23 protein-coding genes are annotated in these 20,641 nt (G+C 68.7%); 13 read left to right on the top strand and 10 right to left on the bottom strand.

Annotated elements, in window-relative coordinates; genetic code table 11:
* Positions 1-2,925, bottom strand: coding sequence for a carboxyl transferase domain-containing protein (locus SK803_RS16285; RefSeq protein ID WP_319966839.1), 2,925 nt, complete (start codon positions 2,923-2,925; stop codon positions 1-3).
* A gap of 181 nt (positions 2,926-3,106) precedes the next feature.
* On the opposite strand from SK803_RS16285, the gene SK803_RS16280 reads away from it, so the two are divergent.
* The gene (locus tag SK803_RS16280; RefSeq protein WP_319966838.1) at positions 3,107-3,886 is read left to right on the top strand and encodes a sporulation protein; all 780 of its coding nucleotides are present in this window, start codon (positions 3,107-3,109) and stop codon (positions 3,884-3,886) included.
* 115 nt (positions 3,887-4,001) lie between these two features.
* Positions 4,002-4,274 carry a GlsB/YeaQ/YmgE family stress response membrane protein gene (locus SK803_RS16275; protein ID WP_319966837.1) on the top strand — a complete coding sequence of 91 codons (273 nt, stop codon included), beginning with the start codon at positions 4,002-4,004 and terminating at the stop codon, positions 4,272-4,274.
* On the opposite strand, the gene SK803_RS16270 is transcribed toward SK803_RS16275, so the two are convergent.
* Positions 4,271-4,894, bottom strand: coding sequence for a TetR/AcrR family transcriptional regulator (locus SK803_RS16270; protein ID WP_319966836.1), 624 nt, complete (start codon positions 4,892-4,894; stop codon positions 4,271-4,273). The two genes, SK803_RS16275 and SK803_RS16270, sit on opposite strands and share 4 nt — an antisense overlap.
* A gap of 93 nt (positions 4,895-4,987) precedes the next feature.
* Here SK803_RS16270 and SK803_RS16265 point away from each other — a divergent pair, with 93 nt between their 5' ends.
* From SK803_RS16265 to SK803_RS16250, 4 genes are read left to right on the top strand one after another with little or no spacing between them, the layout of a single operon-like run.
* Positions 4,988-6,133 carry an acyl-CoA dehydrogenase family protein gene (locus tag SK803_RS16265; RefSeq protein WP_319966835.1) on the top strand — a complete coding sequence of 382 codons (1,146 nt, stop codon included), beginning with the start codon at positions 4,988-4,990 and terminating at the stop codon, positions 6,131-6,133.
* Positions 6,134-6,143: 10 nt separating this feature from the next.
* Positions 6,144-7,340, top strand: a complete 1,197-nt coding sequence (locus tag SK803_RS16260) for an acetyl-CoA C-acetyltransferase (RefSeq protein ID WP_319966834.1) — start codon at positions 6,144-6,146, stop codon at positions 7,338-7,340.
* Complete coding sequence (locus tag SK803_RS16255; RefSeq protein WP_319966833.1) at positions 7,340-8,098, top strand: SDR family NAD(P)-dependent oxidoreductase; 759 nt, start codon at positions 7,340-7,342, stop codon at positions 8,096-8,098. Before SK803_RS16260 ends, SK803_RS16255 begins: the two co-directional genes overlap by 1 nt.
* A 43-nt stretch (positions 8,099-8,141) precedes the next feature.
* Positions 8,142-8,684: a 3'-5' exonuclease gene (locus SK803_RS16250; protein ID WP_319966832.1), complete on the top strand. Its 543-nt coding sequence runs from the start codon at positions 8,142-8,144 to the stop codon at positions 8,682-8,684.
* Here SK803_RS16250 and SK803_RS16245 read toward each other — a convergent pair.
* Positions 8,674-9,729 carry a DUF2855 family protein gene (locus SK803_RS16245; protein WP_319966831.1) on the bottom strand — a complete coding sequence of 352 codons (1,056 nt, stop codon included), beginning with the start codon at positions 9,727-9,729 and terminating at the stop codon, positions 8,674-8,676. The two genes, SK803_RS16250 and SK803_RS16245, sit on opposite strands and share 11 nt — an antisense overlap.
* A 38-nt stretch (positions 9,730-9,767) precedes the next feature.
* Between SK803_RS16245 and SK803_RS16240 the strand changes: the two genes are divergently transcribed.
* The gene (locus SK803_RS16240; protein ID WP_319966830.1) at positions 9,768-10,334 is read left to right on the top strand and encodes a TetR/AcrR family transcriptional regulator; all 567 of its coding nucleotides are present in this window, start codon (positions 9,768-9,770) and stop codon (positions 10,332-10,334) included.
* 19 nt (positions 10,335-10,353) lie between these two features.
* On the opposite strand, the gene SK803_RS16235 is transcribed toward SK803_RS16240, so the two are convergent.
* Together SK803_RS16235 and SK803_RS16230 are read right to left on the bottom strand one after the other, a co-directional pair.
* The gene (locus SK803_RS16235) at positions 10,354-10,806 is read right to left on the bottom strand and encodes a MaoC family dehydratase (protein WP_319966829.1); all 453 of its coding nucleotides are present in this window, start codon (positions 10,804-10,806) and stop codon (positions 10,354-10,356) included.
* 5 nt (positions 10,807-10,811) lie between these two features.
* Positions 10,812-11,564: an SDR family oxidoreductase gene (locus SK803_RS16230; RefSeq protein WP_319966828.1), complete on the bottom strand. Its 753-nt coding sequence runs from the start codon at positions 11,562-11,564 to the stop codon at positions 10,812-10,814.
* Between the two features lie 153 nt (positions 11,565-11,717).
* On the opposite strand from SK803_RS16230, the gene SK803_RS16225 reads away from it, so the two are divergent.
* Positions 11,718-12,518 carry an SDR family NAD(P)-dependent oxidoreductase gene (locus SK803_RS16225; RefSeq protein ID WP_319966827.1) on the top strand — a complete coding sequence of 267 codons (801 nt, stop codon included), beginning with the start codon at positions 11,718-11,720 and terminating at the stop codon, positions 12,516-12,518.
* Between the two features lies 1 nt (position 12,519).
* On the top strand, positions 12,520-13,491 hold the full coding sequence (locus SK803_RS16220) for a quinone oxidoreductase family protein (RefSeq protein WP_319966826.1): 972 nt from the start codon (positions 12,520-12,522) through the stop codon (positions 13,489-13,491).
* 230 nt (positions 13,492-13,721) lie between these two features.
* Here the strand turns inward: SK803_RS16220 and SK803_RS16215 are convergent, their stop codons facing one another.
* The 5 genes from SK803_RS16215 to SK803_RS16195 form a co-directional block, all read right to left on the bottom strand.
* Positions 13,722-14,174 carry a DUF6319 family protein gene (locus tag SK803_RS16215; RefSeq protein WP_319966825.1) on the bottom strand — a complete coding sequence of 151 codons (453 nt, stop codon included), beginning with the start codon at positions 14,172-14,174 and terminating at the stop codon, positions 13,722-13,724.
* 94 nt (positions 14,175-14,268) lie between these two features.
* The gene (locus tag SK803_RS16210) at positions 14,269-14,490 is read right to left on the bottom strand and encodes a hypothetical protein (RefSeq protein WP_319966824.1); all 222 of its coding nucleotides are present in this window, start codon (positions 14,488-14,490) and stop codon (positions 14,269-14,271) included.
* On the bottom strand, positions 14,487-15,641 hold the full coding sequence (locus SK803_RS16205) for a S8 family serine peptidase (protein WP_319966823.1): 1,155 nt from the start codon (positions 15,639-15,641) through the stop codon (positions 14,487-14,489). The genes SK803_RS16210 and SK803_RS16205 overlap by 4 nt, the downstream gene beginning before the upstream one ends.
* Positions 15,642-15,703: 62 nt before the next feature.
* On the bottom strand, positions 15,704-16,861 hold the full coding sequence (locus SK803_RS16200; protein WP_406601541.1) for a cation:proton antiporter: 1,158 nt from the start codon (positions 16,859-16,861) through the stop codon (positions 15,704-15,706).
* A gap of 20 nt (positions 16,862-16,881) precedes the next feature.
* Complete coding sequence (locus tag SK803_RS16195; protein ID WP_319966821.1) at positions 16,882-17,355, bottom strand: cation:proton antiporter regulatory subunit; 474 nt, start codon at positions 17,353-17,355, stop codon at positions 16,882-16,884.
* An 18-nt stretch (positions 17,356-17,373) separates the two neighbouring features.
* Here SK803_RS16195 and SK803_RS16190 point away from each other — a divergent pair, with 18 nt between their 5' ends.
* The 4 genes from SK803_RS16190 to SK803_RS16175 all read left to right on the top strand — a co-directional run bounded on the left by SK803_RS16190 (position 17,374) and on the right by SK803_RS16175 (position 20,608).
* Positions 17,374-18,489: a DUF1015 family protein gene (locus SK803_RS16190; RefSeq protein WP_319966820.1), complete on the top strand. Its 1,116-nt coding sequence runs from the start codon at positions 17,374-17,376 to the stop codon at positions 18,487-18,489.
* A gap of 151 nt (positions 18,490-18,640) precedes the next feature.
* A complete protein-coding gene (locus SK803_RS16185; protein WP_319966819.1) occupies positions 18,641-19,531 on the top strand; it encodes a hypothetical protein in 891 nt (296 codons plus the stop codon).
* Positions 19,531-20,277: an ATP-binding protein gene (locus SK803_RS16180; protein WP_319966818.1), complete on the top strand. Its 747-nt coding sequence runs from the start codon at positions 19,531-19,533 to the stop codon at positions 20,275-20,277. The genes SK803_RS16185 and SK803_RS16180 overlap by 1 nt, the downstream gene beginning before the upstream one ends.
* 10 nt (positions 20,278-20,287) lie before the next feature.
* Complete coding sequence (locus tag SK803_RS16175; protein ID WP_319966817.1) at positions 20,288-20,608, top strand: STAS domain-containing protein; 321 nt, start codon at positions 20,288-20,290, stop codon at positions 20,606-20,608.
* The last annotated feature ends 33 nt before the right edge of the window (positions 20,609-20,641 follow it).

The following is a 20,641-nucleotide window of genomic DNA, read 5'->3' as shown; positions in this document are numbered from 1 at the left end:
TCACCACGTGTCGATGAACGGGCGTTTCTTCCCTTGGGGGCGGGAAGTTGCAGGGGCCAGCGCCGTGGCGATCCAACGGCGGGTGTCGGCCGGGTCGATCACGTCGTCGATCTCGAAGACCGAGGCGACGTTCAGGGCTTTGCCGTGCTCGTAGGCCATCGCGACCATCTGGTCGTAGCGCTGCTTGCGCTCGTCCGGGTCTTCGATGGCGTCGAGCTCGCGCTTGAACCCGAGCTTGACGGCGCCTTCCAGGCCCATCGGGCCGAACTCGCCGGTGGGCCAGGAGATGGCGAACTGCGGGACTTTGAGGCTGCCCGCCGCCATCGCCTGGGCGCCCAGGCCGTACGCCTTGCGGAGCACGACGAGTCCGAACGGGACGGTGATGTTGGCGCCCGTCACGACCATGCGGGTCAGGTGGCGGACGGTGGCGGTGCGTTCGGCGTCGGGGCCGACCATGAAGCCCGGGGTGTCGCACAGGGAGACGATCGGGATGTCGAACGCGTCCGCGAGCTGGAGGAAGCGGGCGCACTTGTCGGCGGCGTCGGCGTCGATCGCGCCGCCAAGGACGGTGGGGTCGTTGGCGATCAGGGCGATGGGGCGGCCCTCGACGCGGATGAGGGCGGTGACGACGGCCTTGCCGAAGCCGCCGCGGAGTTCGAGGACCGAGTCGGTGTCGGCGAGGGTGGTGATGAGGGCTCGGATGTCGTAGGCGCGGAGGCGGTTTTCGGGGATGGCGTGGCGGAGGAGGCGTTGGTCCGCGCACGACCACTCCTCCGCAGGCCCTTGGAAGTAGGCGAGGTACTTCTTGGCGACCTCGACGGCTTCCTCCTCCGATGCCACCGCGATGTCCACCACGCCGTTGGGCACCTGCACGTCCATCGGGCCGATGTCCTCGGGCCGGAACACGCCCAGCCCGCCGCCCTCGATCATCGCCGGGCCGCCCATGCCGATGTTCGCGCCCTCGACGGCGATGATCACGTCGCACGTGCCGAGCAGCACCGCGTTGCCCGCGAAGCAGCGTCCCGCCACGACGCCCACCAGCGGCACCTGGCCGCTGAGCCGCGCGAACGCGTGGAACGAGCCGCAGTCGAGGCCGCTGACCATGCTGTGGTCGGTGTCGCCGGGCCGTCCGCCGCCACCTTCGGCGAACAGCACCACCGGCAGGTTCTCCTGCTGTGCCAGGGCGAACAACCTGTCCTTCTTCTGGTGGTTGCGCATGCCCTGTGTGCCGGCGAGCACGGCGTAGTCGTAGGACATCGCCACGATCCGTTGGCCGTTCACGACGCCGATGCCGGCCACCATGCCGTCGGCGGGCGTGCGTTCGATCAGCTCTTCGAGAGACCGGCGCTGACGCTGGGCGGCGATCGCGAGGCCGCCGTACTCGACGAACTCGGAGCACAGATCCGCGATGTTCTCCCGTGCGGTCCGGCCACCCAGGGCGTGCCTCTTCGCGGCGGCGTCGGGCCGGGAGAAGTCGTGTCGCGTCAGCACTTCCGCCAGGTCCGGGCGAACGTGCCCCGGATCCACCCGAACAGCCTCCTCAGTGGACTCGCCAACTCCGGAAGCGAGTACCTGGCCCTCGGCGACCGTGTCACCGACGGACACCAGCACCTCCCCGGACACCCGGACGACGTGCTGCATCTTCATCGCTTCCAGCACCACGGAGTCCGCGGACACCGCGACCACCGTGCCCGCCAGAGGCGCCCGCATGCCCTCGGAGGGCTCCTCGACCACGAAATCCGTCGTCGCACCCACGATGTCCCTGGTCAGCAACGTCCGAAGGAATTCCAGGTTCGTCGAGACACCCTCGACCCGGAACTCGCCCAACGCCCGCCGCGCCCGGTTCAGCGCGACGTCCAGGTCCTCGCCGTGCACCACGAGCTTCGCGAGCAACCCGTCGTACCGCGTCCCGACCCGATAGCCGACGTACCCGTGCGTGTCGACGCGAACACCAGGCCCCGAGGGCAGCCCGAAGGCCGACAGCGTGCCGCCAGAGGTCTGGTTCAGGCGCACCTGCACGGCCGCACCGCGGTCAACGGGCGTGTAGTCCACGTCGCCGCCCCACGCGAGCAGCAGTTGAGTGCGCACGAGGTCCACACCGGACACCATCTCGGTCACGGTGTGCTCGACCTGAAGCCGCGGGTTGACCTCCAGGAACGCGAACGAGTCGCCGGACACCAGGAACTCCACCGTGCCGACGCCGGTGTAGCCGACGGCGGAGGCGATGGCGGCGGCCGCCTCGTGCAGAGCCTTGCGCATCAACGGTTCCAGCAAAGGTGCGGGAGCGATCTCCACGACCTTCTGGTGCCGCAGTTGCAGCGAGCAGTCGCGGTCGCCGATCACCGAGGTCCCGACCAGCTGCACCTCGATGTGCCGGGCGGAGGGCATCAGTCGTTCGAAGTAGACGTCGCCTGCGCCGAACGCCGCCAGCGCCTCCGCCCGGCACGCCTCGACGGCGCTGTCGAGGTCCTCTGGCGCGTACACCGCCCGCATGCCCTTGCCGCCACCACCGGAGACCGCCTTCACCATCACGGGGAACTCGCCCGGCCGTGCGTCCAGCACCGGGATCCCCAGCGACGCCGCCAACTCCCGTGCTCGCCGCTTGTCACCGAGCAGTTCCAGAACGTCAGCGGAAGGTCCGACGAACGCGAGCCCGCGCTCCGAACACGCCCGTGCGAACGAGGCGTTCTCGGACAGGAATCCCCACCCCGGATGCACGGCCTGGCACCCCTCGGCGGCGTCCAGGAGCTGCGGAATGTCCAGGTAGGGCGAGTCTCCGCGCAGTGCGACGGCACGGTCCGCGAGCGTCACGTGCAGGGCGGAAGCGTCGTCCTCCGCGTACACCGCCACGGTGCGAATTCCCAGGTCAGCCGCAGCGCGCAGGACGCGGACAGCCACCTCACCCCGGTTGGCGACGAGCAGCACGGCGAACCTCCTGAGCGACCGCTTAGTATGTGACGGCGGTCGCATGTTGCCATCTGGAGTGAACGGAAGTCCATACGGAACCGATCGTGGGGTTGAGGCGTCAACGGAACGCTTCGCCGCATTCGGGCGATTCAGTTGGCAGACTTCCCCGCAAACATGCGAAGGGCTTCAGGAGGCCGCAGTGGTGTTCAAGAGGATGATGCGCGCGTTCGGCGTGGGCGGGCCGACTGTCGACACGGTGCTGACGAACCCGAACGTCAGGCCGGGCGAGGTGCTGTCCGGTGAGGTGCGCATCGCCGGTGGCGACCACCCCGCCGAGATCGACCACGTCACGCTGGCGCTGCTCACCCGCGTCGAGGTCGAGAGCGGCGACAACGAGTACAACACCAACATGGAGTTCCACAAGTTCTCCGTGGGACAGCGGATCATGGCGCAGCCGCACCAGAACCTCTCGCTGCCGTTCCAGATCCCGGTGCCGTTCGAGTGCCCGCTCAACGTCGTGGGCGGGCAGCAGCTCGCCGGCATGCAGCTCGGCCTGCGCACCGAGCTCGAGGTCCGCGGCGCCGTCGACCCCGGTGACCTCGACCCGATCTGGGTGCACCCGCTGCCGTCGCAGGACGCCGTGCTCCAGGCGTTCGGGCAGATGGGCTTCCGCTTCACCAAGGCGGACAACGAGCGCGGCCGCATCCACGGCGTACCGCAGCAGCTGCCGTTCTACCAGGAGATCGAGTTCTACCCGCCGCCGCAGTTCGCGGGCCGCGTCAAGCAGGTAGAGCTGACCTTCGTGACGACGCCGGGCGAGCTGCACGTGATCCTGGAGGCCGACAAGCGCGCGGGTCTGCTGCGCGCGGGTGGCGACGCCTACGGCCGTTTCGCCGTGTCGCACCAGCAGGCCGCCGGCACCGACTGGACCGCGACGATCAACCAGTGGATGAGCCAGGTCTCCGGCAGCCGCTGGTAGTCATCGGCACACGGGCGTACCACTCGGCGATCTCGAGCTGCGGATCTTGCCGAGTGCCGGGATGATTTTCCGTGAGATCCCCGAGCGCATCGGGGTGTAGCGGGAGGAGGCGTCCGTGACCATCGAGAGCATTGTCGGCGCACTCATCATCGGTCTGATCCTGGGCTTGCTCGGCAAGTTGTTCGCACCTGGCAAGCAGGCCATCCCGATCTGGCTGACCTTGCTGGTCGGCATCGCGGCGGCGTTCATCGGGTCGTGGATCGCCAGGCTGCTCGGCGTGCAGGACACGCCGGGCATCGACTGGATCGAGGTGATCGTGCAGATCATCGTCGCGGCGGTCGGTGTTTCGCTCGTGGCGGGGATGTACGGCCGCAAGTCGGTCCGTTAGCCGGCGGGTCGCACCATCCTCAGGACGAGGTCGGCGTACAACGCGCCGATCTCGTCCGGGGTGCGCTTCCCGTCCGGCCGGTACCAGCGCGCGACGTCGATGCACAGCGACAGCACGGCGAGGGTCGCGCCCTTCAGGTCCGGCACGTCGAACACGCCCTCCGCGACGCCGTCCGCGATGTAGGACCGCATCCGCTGCTCGATCTGCCTGCGCAGCTCCGCCACCTCCGCGTGGTGTTCCGCCGAGAGCGCGCCGAGCTCGTACTGCACCACCCGCGCCGTCGTGTGGAACTCCGCGTGCCATCCCGCGAACCCCGCCACCGCGTTCCTCAGCCGGTCCGTCGCGTCGCTGCCCTCGATGCCGGACAACAGCGTGAGCGAGGTCTGGTGACCGACGAGCGAGATGTTGAAGAGGAGCTCCTCTTTGGACCGGTAGTGGATGTACACGGCCGCCGGTGACATTCCGGCCAGAGAGGCGATGTCCCGCGTCGTCGTGGCGTGGTATCCCTTGCCTGCGAACGCGTGCACGGCGGCGATGAGCATGCGGCGGGCGGCGTCCGGGGTGACGGTGCGCCACATCTCGTCGAGCAGCGCGAACTCGTCCAGTCCGGTCGTCGTCATGGTGCCGCTCCTCGCGTGTTGACAGGTGATGGATCGTACTGCACGCTAAGCGGGCGCTTAGCGCTAAGCAACCGCTTAGTATGGAGGTAAGTCGTGCAGCGGACGCTGTTCAACGAGGATCACGCCGCGTTCCGGGAGTCGGCGAAAGCGTTCGTCGAGCGCACGATCACGCCGAACGTCGAGAAGTTCATCGAGGAGCGGGTGATCGACCGCGACGTCTGGCTGGAGGCCGGTCGTCAGGGCCTGCTGGGCCTCGAGATCCCCGAGGAGTACGGCGGCAGCGGCGCGAACGACTACCGGTTCAACACGGTGTTCGCCGAAGAGCTGTGCCGGGTCAACGCCGCGGTCGCGTCGTCGCTGGGCATCCACGGCGACGTCGTGGCGCCCTACCTCGTCGACCTGTGCACCGAGGAGCAGAAGCAGCGCTGGCTGCCCGGCATGTGCACCGGTGAGATCAAGACCGGCATCGCGATGACCGAGCCCTCCGGTGGCTCCGATCTCGCCGCGCTGAAGACCAACGCCGTGCGTGCCGGTGACGACTGGATCCTCAACGGCTCCAAGACGTTCATCACCAACGGCTACACCGCCGACATGATCGTCGTGGCGGCGCGCACCGACCCCTCGAAGGGCGCCCGCGGCATCACGCTGTTCGCCGTCGAGACCGGCATGCCCGGCTTCGAGCGCGGCCGCAAGCTCGACAAGGTCGGCCAGCACCCGTCCGACACCGCGGAGCTGTTCTTCTCCGACGTGCGGCTCTCCGCCGAGCACATGATCGGCGAGGAGGGCCAGGGCTTCATCTACATGATGGAACGCCTGCCGCAGGAGCGGATCGGCGGCGCCATCTCGAACCTGGCGCACGCGCAGGGCGTCTTCGACGAGACGCTGGAGTACGTCAAGGAGCGCAAGGCCTTCGGTCAGGCGATCGGCAAGTTCCAGCACAACAAGTTCCTGCTCGCCGAACTGCGCACCAAGCTGGACGTCTCGCAGGCGTTCATCGACAACCTGACCATGCAGCACGTCAACGGCGAGCTGACCGCGGTCGAGGCGGCGCAGGCGAAGTACTGGAGCGCCGACGTCGAGAACGAGGTCATCGACGCCTGCGTGCAGCTGCACGGCGGCTACGGCTACATGACCGAGTACCGCGTCGCCCGCGCCTGGATGGACGCCAGGGTCACGAAGATCTGGGCCGGCTCCAACGAGATCATGAAGGAACTCATCGGCCGCGACCTGGGCCTGTAAGGGGTGTTTTGTGGCTGAAGCAGTCATCGTCTCGACCGCCCGCTCGCCGATCGGCCGTGCGCGCAAGGGTTCTCTAGTGTCCTTGCGGCCGGACGACCTGGCCGCGCAGGTGATCTCCGCCGCGTTGAAGGACGTTCCGGCGTCCGAGATCACCGACCTGCACCTCGGATGTGCCGAGCCGCAGGACGAGCACGGCCAGAACATCGCGCGCCGCGTCGCCGTGCAGCTGGGTTACGACAACCTGCCCGGCACGACCGTGAACCGGTTCTGCGCGTCTTCCGTCCAGACCGCGCGGATGGCCTTCCACGCGATCAAGGCGGGGGAGGGGCACGCGTTCATCTCGGCCGGTGTCGAGTGCGTTTCCCGCTACATGCACTCCGGTGCGCCGTCGTTCAACCCGTTGTTCGACGAGGCCCAGCAACGGACTCAGGACACGGCCGCGTCCAACGCGCCGTGGACCGACCCGCGGCTGGACGGCAAGCTGCCGGACTACTACATCGCGATGGGGCAGACGGCCGAGAACGTCGCCACGCAGATGGGCATCTCGCGGCACGACCAGGACGAGTTCGGCGTGCGGTCGCACAACCTCGCGGAGAAGGCGATCGCGGACGGGTTCTTCGCCCGCGAGATCACTCCCGTCGTGCTGGCTGACGGAACCGTCGTGTCGGCTGACGACGGTCCCCGTGCCGGCGTCACGTACGAGGCTGTTTCCGCCCTGAAGCCGTCGTTCCGGCCCGAGGGCACGATCACGGCCGGCAACTGCTGCCCGCTGAACGACGGCGCTGCCGCTGTCGTGATCATGAGCGACGTGCGGGCGCGGGAGCTCGGGCTGACTCCGTTGGCGCGCATCGTTTCCACTGGCGTTTCCGGGCTGTCGCCGGAGATCATGGGTCTTGGGCCCGTGGACGCGACACGTCAGGCGCTGGGTCACGCCGGTCTGTCCATTTCGGACATCGACCTGGTGGAGATCAACGAGGCGTTCGCGGTCCAGGTGCTCGGCAGCCAGCGTGCGCTGGGCATCGACATCGACCGGGTCAACGTGCACGGTGGTGCGATCGCGCTGGGCCACCCGTTCGGCTCGACCGGTGCGCGGATCATGACGACGTTGATCAACGGCATGCAGGCCCGTGACGCGCAGTTCGGCCTCGAGACGATGTGCGTCGGCGGCGGTCAGGGCATGGCGATCATCCTGGAAAGGCTTTCGTAGTGGGCATCCTCGACAAGTTCAGGCTCGACGGGAAGGTCGCGATCGTCACCGGGGCCTCGTCCGGCCTGGGTGTGGCGTTCGCGAAGGGTCTCGCAGAGGCGGGCGCTGATGTCGTGCTGGCCGCTCGTCGTGCGGACAAGCTGAAGGAGACGGCCGCGCTGGTCGAGGCCGCCGGACGTCGTGCGCTGGTCGTGCAGGCCGATGTCTCGCAGCCCGACGACTGCCGTGAGGTGGCGCGTGCCGCCGCCGAGTTCGGTGTCGTGTCGGTGCTGGTGAACAACGCCGGTGTGGCGTCGGCGGTGCCGGCGTCGCGGGAGACGCCGGAGGAGTTCCTCGGCGTCATGGACGTGAACCTCAACGGCGCGTACTGGATGGCTCAGGCCGCTGCCGCGGTCATGAAGTCCGGTGGCTCGATCATCAACATCTCCAGCGTGCTGGGGCTGGTCACCGGCGGTATCCCGCAGGCCGCGTACTCGGCGTCGAAGGCCGGTCTGCTGGGTCTGACGCGGGATCTGGCGCAGCAGTGGACCGGGCGCAAGGGCATCCGCGTCAACGCGATCTGCCCTGGGTTCTTCGAGTCGGAGATGACCGACCAGTACCCGCCCGGCTATCTGGAGAAGATGCGGGCCGCATTGCCCGCCGGGCGCATCGGCGACCCGGAGGAGCTGGCCGCGGCCGTCGTCTTCCTGGCCTCGCCCGCCGGTGGGTACGTGACCGGCGAGACGCTCGTCGTCGACGGTGGCGCGATCATCGTCTGATCATGCGGATTTAGTCGTTGGACACGTCCGGGACGATCAGCACGTGATTTCGCTGGACCACGTGCTGGTCGTCGACGTGGAGTCGACGTGTTGGGAAGGATCGCCGCCGCCCGGTGAGGTGTCGGAGATCATCGAGATCGGGATCTGCCCGGTCGAGGTGAGCTCCGGGGTCCGGGGCGAGCGGCGCAGTGTGCTGGTGCGGCCCACGCGGTCGTCCGTGAGTCCGTTCTGCACTCAGCTGACCACGCTGACGGCGGCCGATGTCGTCGGCGGTGTCTCGTTCGCCGAGGCGTGCGCGGTGCTGCGCAAGGAGTTCCGGTCGGACCGCCGGGTGTGGGCTTCCTACGGCGACTACGACCGCAAGATGTTCGAGCGGCAGTGCAAGGACCTCGGCGTGGGCTATCCGTTCGGGCCGCGGCACGTCAACGTCAAGACGTTGTTCGCGCTGGTGCACGCGTTGCCGCGCGAGGTCGGCATGGCCGAGGCGGTGCGGCTCGCCGGGAAGAAGATCGACGGCACGCACCACCGCGGCCACGACGACGCCTACAACATCGCGGGCCTGTTCGCCGACCTGATCAGAAAGTGATCACGTCGGCCGTGTCCGGGTTCGCCCTGCCCCGCAGCACGGCCTGCCACACGTCGATCAGCTCGTCCGGGCCGCTGTGCCGGGCGATGCCGACCCAGTCGCCCGCCTGGGCGGTGAAGCCCCGCCACGCCTCGCCGAAGCGCTCAGCGAGCCCGGCGGAGCCCCAGTCGGCGGTGCGCTTGCGGAGCTGGTCGGGTGCGAAGAAGAACTGCGAGCGCGCGTCCTGCGAGGCCGCCTGGTGGGTGAGGCCGATCGAGATGTCCTTCACCAGCGCCTCGCCGAGGCGGTCGTGCAGGGCCGAGCGCACGTCCGCCGAGCCGCTGAAGTCCAGGTACACGGTCGGTTCGACGTCCACGGCGGCGTCGTAGGGGAGCACGGTGTCGTAGAGGCCCAGGCTCTTCGTGAATTCCACGTTGCGCGGCGAGGTCAGGCCGACCAGCCGCACGCCCTTGTCCCGCAGGCATTGCGCGGTGCCGAAGGCGGTCTTGCTGGAGGCGGAGGAGATCACGACGGTCCTGGCGCCGTAGCAGTCGTTGTCCACCAGTTGGTCGGCCAGCAGGAACGACGTCATGAACAGCGGCCGGTACAGCACCTGCAGGTCTTCCAGCCGCGGGTCGTACGCGGGGTCGCTGGTGGTGATCAGGTAGCTGTTGTAGACGGACGGCAGGTCGGTGCGGTGCTCGGCGGCGTCGACGAAGCCGGACGAGGTCAGCTTCGGCCGCACCACGAGGTGGCTGGACATCGGCAGGTAGCCGTAGACGCGGGTGCCGGCGGGCAAAGCGTCCACAGTGGACTCGACCACGTCGGCGAAGCCCCACAGCGGGATGACGCCGCGGCCCTCGGCGGTGGTGGGGAAGAAGCGCCAGTAGCCGATGACGTCGCCGATCACGCCGTAGGTGACGTTGTTGGCGGTGAGGCCGACGCGGTCCACGCGGAGCAGCACCTCGCAGTCGTCCAGCTCTGGCAGCCCCGGCAGTTCGTCGTGCAGCACATCGGTTTTGGTGAGGTCGTCGCGGTCGACGACCACGGTCCAGCGACTGATCATTGCCTGGATTCTCCTTGGTCGGGAGGTACGCTCCGGTCGTGACCGTGCCTGAAAGACTGATCGACGCCGCCACCCGCCTGTTCGCGGACAAGGGGTACGAGCGGGTCGCCGTGCAGGAGATCGTGGAGCGCGCCGGTGTCACCAAAGGCGCGATGTACCACTACTTCGGGTCGAAGGACGACCTGCTGCACGAGATCTACGGGCGGTTGCTGCGCTTGCAGACCGAGCACCTGGAGAAGATCGCCTCGGCGGACGGGCCGGTCACCACGCGGCTGCGCGAGGCGGCCATCGACGTGATCGTCACGAGCATCGACGACTTCGACGCCGCCAAGGTGTTCTTCCGCTCGATGAACCACCTCTCGGCCGAGAAGCAGCGGGAGGTGCGCGCGGAACGGCGGCGCTACCACGAGATGTTCCGCGGCCTGGTCGAGGAGGGCCAGCAGGACGGGACCTTCCGCGCCGACGTGCCGGCCGACGTCGCCACGTACTACTTCTTCGGGTCGCTGCACCAGCTGGGCACGTGGTACCGCCCGGACGGGGAGATCCCGGCCGGGCGGCTGGCGGAGCACTACGCGGACCTGCTGATCCACAGCCTCAAAACCTGATCCACTCGGGCCTGCTCCACTAGGGAACGATCACGCTGACGATCTCGGCGACGCACGCGGGCTTGTCGTTGCCCTCGATCTCGACGACGACCTTGGTCACCAGCTGCTTGCCCAGCGAGATGTCCGTGATGTCCAGCAGCTCGACGCCCGCGCGCACCCTGGCGCCGACGAGCACCGGCTGCGGGAAGCGGACCTTGTTGCTGCCGTAGTTCACGCCCATCTTGATGTTCTTGACGGTGTAGACGTCCCGCACCAGGAACGGCACCAGCGACAACGTCAGGTAGCCGTGCGCCACCGGACCGCCGAACGGGCCCTTCTTCGCTTTTTCGACGTCGATGTGGATCCACTGGTGGTCCAGCGTCGCGTCGGCGAACAGGTTGACCTGCTCCTGCGTGACCTCGTGCCACTCGCCGAACCCGAGGTGCTCGCCCTTCGCGGCGACCAGCTCGTCGATGTTCTCGAAAGTGCGCATGGTCCTCAGTCCTTCGGTCCGCCGGCGACGTAGATGACCTGGCCGGACACGAACCCGGCACCCTCGCTGACGAGGAACGACGCGGTGTGCGCGATGTCCTCCGGCTGGCCGACGCGCGCGACCGGGATCGCCTGCGCCGCACCGGTGAGGAAGTCCTCGAACGGGATCTTCATGCGCTCGGCGGTCGCCTTGGTCATCTCGGTGGCGATGAAGCCGGGCGCGATCGCGTTGACCGTGACGCCGAACTTGCCGAGCTCGATCGCGAGGGTCTTGGTGAAGCCCTGCAGACCGGCCTTGGCGGCGGAGTAGTTGGCCTGGCCGCGGTTGCCGAGCGCGGACGTGGAGCTGAGGTTGACGATCCGGCCGAAGCCTTCCTTCGTCTGGTGCGCCTGCACCGCCTTGCTCATCAGGAACGCACCGCGCAGGTGCACGTTCATGACCGTGTCCCAGTCCGCGGCGGACATCTTGAACAGCAGGTTGTCGCGCAGCACGCCGGCGTTGTTGATCAGCACGGTCGGCGCGCCGAGCTGCTCGGCGACCTTCTCGACCGCGGCGTTGACCTGCTCCTCGTCGGCGACGTCGACCTTGAGGCCGATGGCGCGCCCACCGCTCGCGACGATCTTGTCCGCGCCGTCGAGCACGCCCTGCTCGTCGAGGTCGAGCAACGCGACGGCCAGGCCGTCCGCGGCGAGACGCTGCGCGACCGCGGCACCGATGCCACGTGCCGCGCCGGTGACGATGGCAACCCTGTCGGCCACGGGTCCTCCTTCGATGGGGGATGGTGAGCTAAGCAAGCGCTTAGTAACGTACCTATCAGTCCGCTTGACGTCCAGCGCTGCGCGGACGACCATACCGACTGGTCGGAATGTTGCCTAGAAGTTGCCCCAGATGGTGTTACCGCAAGGAGGCAGGTGCCCGTGGAACTCACCGGCAAGGTCGCGCTCATCACCGGCGGATCGAACGGCATCGGTGCCGCGTCCGCCCGGCGCCTGGCTTCGCTGGGCGTACGTGTCGTGGTCGCGGACGTAGACGCTGACCAGGGCAAAGTCGTGGCCGAAGAGGTCGGTGGCGTGTTCGTGCGCTGCGACGTGACCCAGCCTTCGGACTCCGCCGACGCGGTCGCACTGGCCGTGCGCGAGTTCGGCGGGCTGGACATCGCCTTCCTGAACGCCGGCATCGGCACCGGGTGCTCGTTGGGCGACGACTTCGACGTGGAGACCTACCGTCGTGCGATGGCCATCAACCTCGATGGCGTTGTCTACGGCGCGCACGCCGCACTGCCCGCGTTGCGGGCTTCCGGCGGCCAGATCATCGCCACGGCCTCGATGGCCGGCCTCATGCCGATGCCCGGCGACCCCGTCTACGGCGCCAACAAGGCCGCCGTCGTCGGCCTGGTCCGGTCATTGGCAGGGGCCTGCTCGGATGTCCGGGTGAACGCGCTGTGTCCCGCGTTCGCGGACACCAACATCATCACGCCGCTGCGGTCGACGCTGGAGGACATCGGCATGCCGATCCTGCCGGTGTCCGCCGTGGTGGACACGTTCATGTCCATTGTGGAGGGTTCGGGCACGGGCGAGGCGTGGTTCGTGCAGTCCGGACGCGCCTCTGAGCCGTTCGGCTTCCGGAACCCGCCCGGGCCGCGCGCGGCCGACGGCTCGCGCATCGACGCGGCCAAGAAGGACCCCATTTCCATCGCGCTCAAGGAGAGCTGACGTGCGTGCCATCCAGATCACCGAGTTCGGTGGACCCGAGGTGCTCCAGCAGGTGGAGCTGCCTGACCCCGTGGCGGGCGAGGGCGAGGTGCTGATCAACGTTTCGCGGGCAGGCCTCAACTACGCGGACACGCACCAGGCGGAGAACTCCTACCTGGCGAAGATGGAGTTGCCGCTCGTTCCCGGCGGCGAGGTCGTCGGCACCACCGCTGATGGTCGTCGTGTGGTGGCGCTGACGAAGAACTCCGGTGGGTATGCGGAGAAGGCTGTCGCGCCCGCGTTGACGACGTTCGAGGTGCCGGACGGCGTTGACGACCTGACCGCGCTGTCGTTGGTGGTGCAGGGGGCCACGGCTTGGTTGTTGCTGCGCAAGTCCACTCATCAGGAGCCTGGTGAGTCCGTTGTGGTGCACGCCGCCGCTGGTGGTGTGGGGACGATCGCCGTTCAGCTGGCCAAGTTGTGGGGGGCTGGGCGGGTCATCGCTACCGCTTCTTCTGATGACAAGCGGAAGCTGGCGTTGGATCTCGGGGCTGATGTCGCGATCGACTCGCGTGCGTCGGACATGACTGCGGCGTTGATCGAGGCCAACGGTGGACGGCGGGTCGATGTCGTGCTGGACATGACTGGAGGGGCTACCACTGATCAGTCGTTGGTGGCGTTGGCTCCGTTTGGGCGGCTTGCGTTTTATGGGATGGCCTCGCGGGAAAGGCCGAAGCCGGTTGACCTCGGGGCGTTGCTGGTGCACTCCACGACCGTTGCGGGTATGTGGCTGCCGCACGCTTTGAGGGTTCGGGATGCGGAGCACGGGACGATTGCGCATCGGGCCATGGCTGAGTTGTTCGGGCTTGTGGTGGATGGGAAGTTGAAGGCTGTTCCCGGTGGGGAGTACGGGATGGGGGAGATTCGGCAGGCGCACGAGGACCTGCGGTCTCGTCGGACTGCTGGGAAGTTGGTGCTTGATCCGTCTCGGTGACGTCGAGGCTCCGCCCCGGACCCCGCCAATCTGATCAAGGGCCGGTCCCGCGCCGTCAGCGGGTTGATGGCACGCCTGTCGCGTTGGGTGGCGGCACGTTGCGCAGGTGCAGCGGGACCGCCCCCACCGGAACCTCGCGTTTCAAGCGTTAAAGACGCCTCGGCTTCGCCGTCGGGCATGCGAAAGGGGCGGTCCGCTGTGCGGGCCGCCCCTTTCGGGTGGTGCTGGTGCTACTCGGAAAGCTCTGCCAGCTGGGCCTTCACCTTGGCCAGCTCGGCTTCCAGCTCCTCCATGCGGGTGCGGTGCTGGTCGCGCGCCGCCTCCAGCACGGACTCGATGCCTTCCGCGATGTCCTCGTGCAGCTCCTTGGCCGCCTTGGCCACGGCGATGGCCGGGATGACGAGGCCCGACACGACGCGTTGCGTGCCGTGGACCAGGTCTGCCTGCCACTCGCCTTCGGCGGTACCGGTCACCGTGAGCGTGAGCTCCACGGTGCGGGTCTTCTTCGCCGTGCTCTTGGCGCGGGCGGCCGGCTTCGGCTTTTCGGCCTTGGGCGCCTCGGCGGCCGGAGCCTGCTTCGGAGCCTCTGCGGGCTTCGTTGCCTCGGCCTCGGGGGCCGACGCCGGAGTTGCCTCCACGACGGTCTCCTCGACTGCCTGCACCTCGGTGAGCGTGTCCGACACGATCAGGTTTCCTCTCTGCGCAACGACGTGACCCCGCGCACAATCCTAGAACACATGTTCGATCACGCGTGAATGGGGTCGACGCAGAGCCTAGTCAGTACGGCGGGAGCTGCACGCGCCACTGCCGTTCGACGTCCAGGACGCCGGGCACGGAAAGCAAGGTCGGGATGGCCCGGACCTCCACTGTGCCGGTCACCACGCCCAGGGCCTCCAGGACCGTGTCCACGACCAGGCCTGCCTCCCGCAGGTCGTTCAGGACGCGCGGGAGGCTGCCTTCGGTCACGGAGACCATCACCTGGTCCACCGAACCTGTCATGGCGCCTGGACGAGCCCGGTGCCGATGTCGGTGGAGGACAGGGGGAGGCGCAGAGCGGTGCCGGCCAGGCGGGCCCAGAGTTCGAAGCCGCGGGCGCCGGTGCGTTCGGCGATCAGGACTGCCACGCCTGCCACGTGCGGGGTCGCCATGGAGGTGCCGCGCAGGCGGGAGTACTTCTGGGGGAGCTTGAACGACGAGTAGACGTCCACGCCGGGGGCGCAGATGTCGATCTGGCCGATCCTGTCCACCGAGCCGGACGAGAACGACGCGATGGCGCGGTTCACGTCGATCGCGGCCACCGCGATGATGGAGGGGCAGCGGGCGGGGTGACCCACCGGTGCCACGCGGACCGGACGCGTGGAGGCGTTGCCCGCGGCGGCGATGATCAGGGTGCCCTTGGCCATGGCTCGCTGGGCCACGGTCTCGTAGATCTGCGAGTACGGCGTGCCGGCGGGGACGTCGGCGCCCAGGGACATCGAGATGATCGCGCAGCCGTTGGCGACGGCCCAGTCGATGCCCGCGAGGATGCCGCCGTCGGAGCCGGAGCCCGCGTTCGACAGCACCTTGCCGGCGAAGATCTCGGCCTCGTACGCGACGCCGTAGCCGGGCAGGGTGGCGGGCTTGCGCGGGCCCGCCGACGTGCCGATGCAGTGCGTGCCGTGGCCGTGGCCGTCCTGCACGTCCTCGCCGGTGATGAACGACTTCACGGTGATGGCGCGGCCCGCGAAGTCCGGGTGGTTCTGCTCGAAGCCGGTGTCCAGCACGGCGATCTTGACGCCCTTGCCGGTGGCCGTGCTGACGTCCGCGCCGACCGCCTGCAGGCCCCAGGTCGTCACGGACTCGTCGGCCGCGGCCTCTGGTTCGTCCTCGGCTGGTGCGGCGAACGCGTGCACGACGCGCTCCGGTTCGACGATCTGCACCGGGCCAGGGCGCTCGGCGGCGCCGTTCAGCTCGGCCAGCAGGTTCGGGTCGGCGGACACGACCGCGACGCCGAGTTCCGGGAAGACCTGCACGGCCTCCGGGTCCAGATCGCCGCTGTTCGGGTCGAACCCGGCGATCGCGCCGAGCTCGGCCATCCCCTCTTCGATGGCGTCTTCCTGCAACAGCACCAGGAACCGGCCGGTGGTCTCCACTTCCGCGGGTTCGGTCATGACGATTCGCCCCTACTCTCCGTCTAGCCCTACTAGAGAGTCGTCATCCGGCGGCACTTGTTTCAGGCCATTTGCCGTCTGCGCTGAAAGAATTCACCGATTGGCTCAACGTACTTGGCCGCGATGGGCCCCAGGATCGCCATCAGCAGCACGTACGCGGTGGCCAGCGCGGCGAGCCGGCCGTCCACCTGACCAGACGCGACGGCCAGGCCGGCGATGACGATGGAGAACTCGCCGCGCGCCACGAGCGCCACGCCCGCGCGCATGCGGCCCATCTTGCCGATGCCCTGCCTGCGCGCCGCCCACCAGCCGGTGATGATCTTCGTGAGGGTGGTGACGGCGGCCAGCGCCACGGCGATTCCAAGAACAGGTGGAATCGACCTCGGGTCGGTGTTCAGCCCGAACACGACGAAGAACATCGCGGCGAACAGATCGCGCAGCGGTTCCAGCAGACGCGTCGCGTTCTCGGCGGTCGACCCGGAGATCGCGATGCCGAGCAGGAACGCGCCGACCGCGGCGGACACCTGCAGCTGCGAGGCGATGCCGGCGACGAGCAACGCCGAGCCGAGCAGCTTGAGCAGGAACACCTCGTGGTCCGGACTGTCCACAATGGCCGAGATGAACCGGCCGTACTTCAACGCCACCACCAGAACCACGGTGATCGCCAGCAACGAGATGCCGACCGACGTGAGCCCGCCGACGAAGCTCACCCCCGCCAGCACCGCCGTGAGCACCGGCAGGTAGACCGCCATCGCCAGGTCCTCGAACACCAGCACCGACAGCACGACCGGCGTCTCGCGGTTGCCGAGACGGCCCAGGTCGCCGAGCACCTTCGCGACGATGCCGGACGACGAGATGTAGGTGACGCCCGCCATCGCCAGCGCGCCGACCGTGCCCCAGCCCAGCAGCAACGCCGCGATCGCGCCCGGCGCGGCGTTCAGGACGAGGTCCAGCACGCCCGCCATCCAGGACTTCTTCAGGCCGGTCGTGAGCTCGGACGCCGAGTACTCGAGGCCCAGCAGCAACAGCAGCAGCACCACGCCGATCTCGCTGGCGATGTGCGTGAACTCCTCGATCCCGTGTAACGGCACGAAACCGCCGGAGCCGAACGCGAGACCACCGATCAGGTACAGCGGGATGGGCGAGATGCCGATCCGACGGGCGACGCGGCCTAGCAGTCCGAGGCCGAAGAACACCGCGCCGAGCTGGATCATGGCCATAGTTGTCTCGTGCACTGTGCTTAACCGCCGTGGAGGATCTCAGCGGCGGCGTCGAGGCCCTCCGCGGTGCCGACGACGACAGCGAGGTCACCGTTCTCGAAGATGAAGTCGGGGCCGGGCGACGGATGCACGTTGCCCGAGCGCACGACGGCCACGATGGACGCACCGGTCCTCGTGCGCAGGGCGGTCTCACCGAGCGAGTGGTTCGCGAACGCGGTGACCGGCAGCTGACGGGTCGTGACGCCCGTGATGTCGCGGTGCTCCTCCCGCAGGTGGGCGACGAGCTGCGGCGCGCCGAGCAGGCCCGCGAGCGTGTTCGCCTCCTCCGGGGAGAGGGGTATCGAGGCGGCGCAGGAGTCGGGATCGCTCGCTTTGGAGAGGATCAGCTCGAACCTGCCGTCCCGGTAGGTGATCACACCGACGCGGCGTCCGGCGCGGATCATGAAGTCCTGGCGCGTCCCGATACCCGGCAAGGGCGTGATCTCTACGTTCACAGGGATCATGATACGTGGATGTCTCTGCCAGTACGCCCAGTGCGACGCGGGTGGGTGGTGCGCGACCGCGTGCCCGGCCCGGACGTCGACGAGTTCGCCGAACCCGGTCAGGTGATCGGAGCGCTCGCCAGAGCCCCGCACGGCACGTTGCTGGCCGTTCAGCACCCCCATCGCACGCCTGCCGCGCTGGCTGCGGGCACCGGGCTGCTCGACGCGCTGCCGCACGCCCGTGCCGAGCTCGCGGCGTTGATCCGGCGGGCGTACCGCGAGGTGGCCGACGTCGTCGCGCCGTACCGGGTGGACGGACCGGACGGGACGGCGTGCGGGCTGCTGTGCCTGGTCGACCCGGACGCGATCGCGCACACCGAGGACGTCTACCCGGACGTGGTCGCCGAACGCGGGCAGGTGCTGGCCTCGCTCGGCATCGCCACGAGCGCCGCCATGCTGATCCCGATCACGGAGTTGAACTCTTCTGGCTACGACGGCCTGACGTCCTTGGTGCTCGGGATCGACGACGAGCCGGCGGTGTCGCTTGTGGACTCCGGCGGGCGCAGGCACTGGGTGTGGCTCGTCGGGCCGGGCGCCCGACAGGACGCGTTCCTCGAAGCGGCGGGCGCGCATCCGTTGCTCGTGGCGGACGGCAACCACCGGGTCGCCGCGGCGCGTTCGGCCGGGCTGTCCGGGTTGCTCGCGCTCGTCACGTCCGGGCCGGGGTTGCGGGTCGGGCCGATCCACCGCGCGATCGTCGGCACCGGGTTGGGTGCGTCCGATCTGGTGACGGCGTGGGAACGGGTCGGGCTGACGGTGTCGTCGTTGCCGTACGTCGTCGACCCGGAACCGGGCGTGGTCGTGGTGCGCTGCGCCGACGAGGTGCTGCGGGTCGAACTTCCTGCGGGGCAAGGGATCGACCACGCCGTCGTGGAGTCGTTGCTGCTGGGGGAGGCGCTCGGGCTGGATCCGGAGAGCCCGTGCGTGCGGCCGGTCACCGATCCGTCGGCCGAGGCCGAAGCGGTGCTGCTCATCGCACCGGTACCGCTGAAAGAAGTGTTCGAGGGTTCGAAAATGCCGCGCAAGAGCACTTATTTCACGCCGAAACCGCGCAGCGGGCTGCTGCTCGCGGACCTGACACCGTAGGACCCTGTCAGGCGGGTTCGTTCGGCCCTGTCGAACGAACAAACCCGGGAACAGACTTCGGGAACACGGTCACCCCGAGGCCCCTGGAGAACTGCATATGCGCTACGAGCCGTCACCCTCGTTGCCGCCCCCTCAATCCAAGATCGGGCTTGTGCACGTCAAGCACCTGAGGGCGATGACGGCTGCGTTGCGTGCTGTCGACTACCGCTACGGAGGCGGGGCTTGCCGCACTCAGGTGCAGGCCCTGTTGTCGTGGTGTGACAAGGCGTTCGCGCACTCGGCCAGTGCCGTGGTGCGCAGCGAGTTCCGTTGCGCCATCGCGGAACTGCACGCGCTCGCCGGCTGGACCGCTTTCGACGCCGGGCTCGGTGGGTCCGCGCATCGCCACTTCCATCTCGCCCTGAACTTCGCCCAGGACGGTGATCTGGTGGCGAACATCCGCTATCGGATGGGGCGGGTCCACCTGCACCACGGTGGACCCGCCGAAGCGCTCGGCATGTTCCGGCTCGCCGGGCTTGTCGCGAACAGTCATCACACGAACGCGATCCTGGCCGCGAACCAGGCGTGGTGCTACGCCGAACTGGGGCAGCGGGTGCCCGCGCTGGCGTTGCTGGGACGTGCGCACGACGAGTTCACACGCGCGCATGTGGACGATGCCGCGCCCTGGGCGGCCTTCTTCGACGTGAACGATCTCGCGGGCATCACCGGCACCGTTTACACGGCTCTCGCGCGCACGGTCGACGAGAGCTTCGCGCGGCCGGCGATCACGTCGTTGCGTCAGGCGGTGACCGGGTATCGCGACGACATGGCTCGCAGCCGGACGTTCGCCCTCATCGCGTTGTCGCTCAACCATCTCGTGGAGGGCGATGCGGACGAAGCGGCGGCCGTCGCGGGGCTCGCCGTGGCGCAGACCGGCGACATGATGTCCGCACGCACGCGCAAGAAGCTCGAACCGTTGCACGCGGAAGCGGGCAGACGCAGAGCGACCACGCTGAGAGAACTCATCACGCCGTTGCTGGCGGCTCCGGAGTACGCGGCGTGATGAGCGCACAGACCCGGTGGTTTCCGGCGATCCCGGGTTCGTTGCCCGAGATCCGGGCCTTCGTGCGCAGTCTCGCCGGGGAGTCAGGCCTGCACGGTGACGACGCGCGTGACGTGTTGCTGGCGGTGTCCGAGGCGGCGGACAACGCGGTGCAACGCGCGGGTGCGTCCATCGTCGGGGTGACGTGGGAGCCGCGGGATCACGCGGTGTTGCTGACCATCGAGGACGACGGCGTGTTCGACCACGGCGGCGGCACCTCCGCCCGTCCGCTCGGGCTGCGGCTGCTGTTCGGCATCGCCGACGAGGTGCAGGTGCGGCCCGGTAAACCGACCTGGCCGGGCACGGTCGTGCGAGCGCTCGTGCGGGTCTGGTCGCGTGCGGGCGTCCCGGATCTGCCCGCGCCTCCGGGGCGTCCGCGCGTGCTGCTCGTGGACGGCGACCGGTTCTCCGGCCAGTCGCTGGCCGCGTTCCTGCAGGCCGAGGGCTACGACGTGACGCTCGTGACGACGGTCGGGGCGGCCGGGGCGGCGTTGGACAGCCCACCCGCACTGGCGATCGTGGACCTGCTGACGTCTCATGGCGAGGGGACCAGGTTCGCGGCCGTCGCGCGGACGTTCGGAGTGCCGGTCGTAGCCGTTTCGGCGATCGAGCCGGCCACGCATCTTGCCGATGCTTACCTGCCGAAACCGGCGCACCCGCTCCGCGTGCTCGCGGCGGTGCGGGACCTGCTGTCTCCAGATCCGTGAGGCACCCACGATGGATCCCGAATCAGGCTTGCTGGAGGTGCGGCGCCGGGGCGCGGTGGTGACGCTCACCGGCGAGGTCGATCTGACCACCAGCGATCTGCTGCGGTCGGAACTGGCCCTGGCCTGCGCCTTCGGGGATGCCGCGGGGGACGTGGTGATCGACTTCAGCGACCTGACGTTCATCGGGTCGAGCGGCCTGCACGTGCTGATCGAGACGGCGACGCTGCTCGGGCCGCGGCGGCTCGTGCTGCTCGGCGGCGGGTGGGCGGCCTACGTCGTGAACCTGCTCGGCCTCACCCTGCGGTACCCCAACATCGTGGTCGACCACTGATGTCCACTGAGGACGCTGCGGTGTGCGACGCGG

Origin of the sequence: Lentzea miocenica (assembly GCF_033949945.1) — a bacterium.
In the GTDB taxonomy this organism is placed as follows: domain Bacteria; phylum Actinomycetota; class Actinomycetes; order Mycobacteriales; family Pseudonocardiaceae; genus Lentzea; species Lentzea miocenica.
This window is presented reverse-complemented; position numbering and strand designations above follow the sequence as displayed.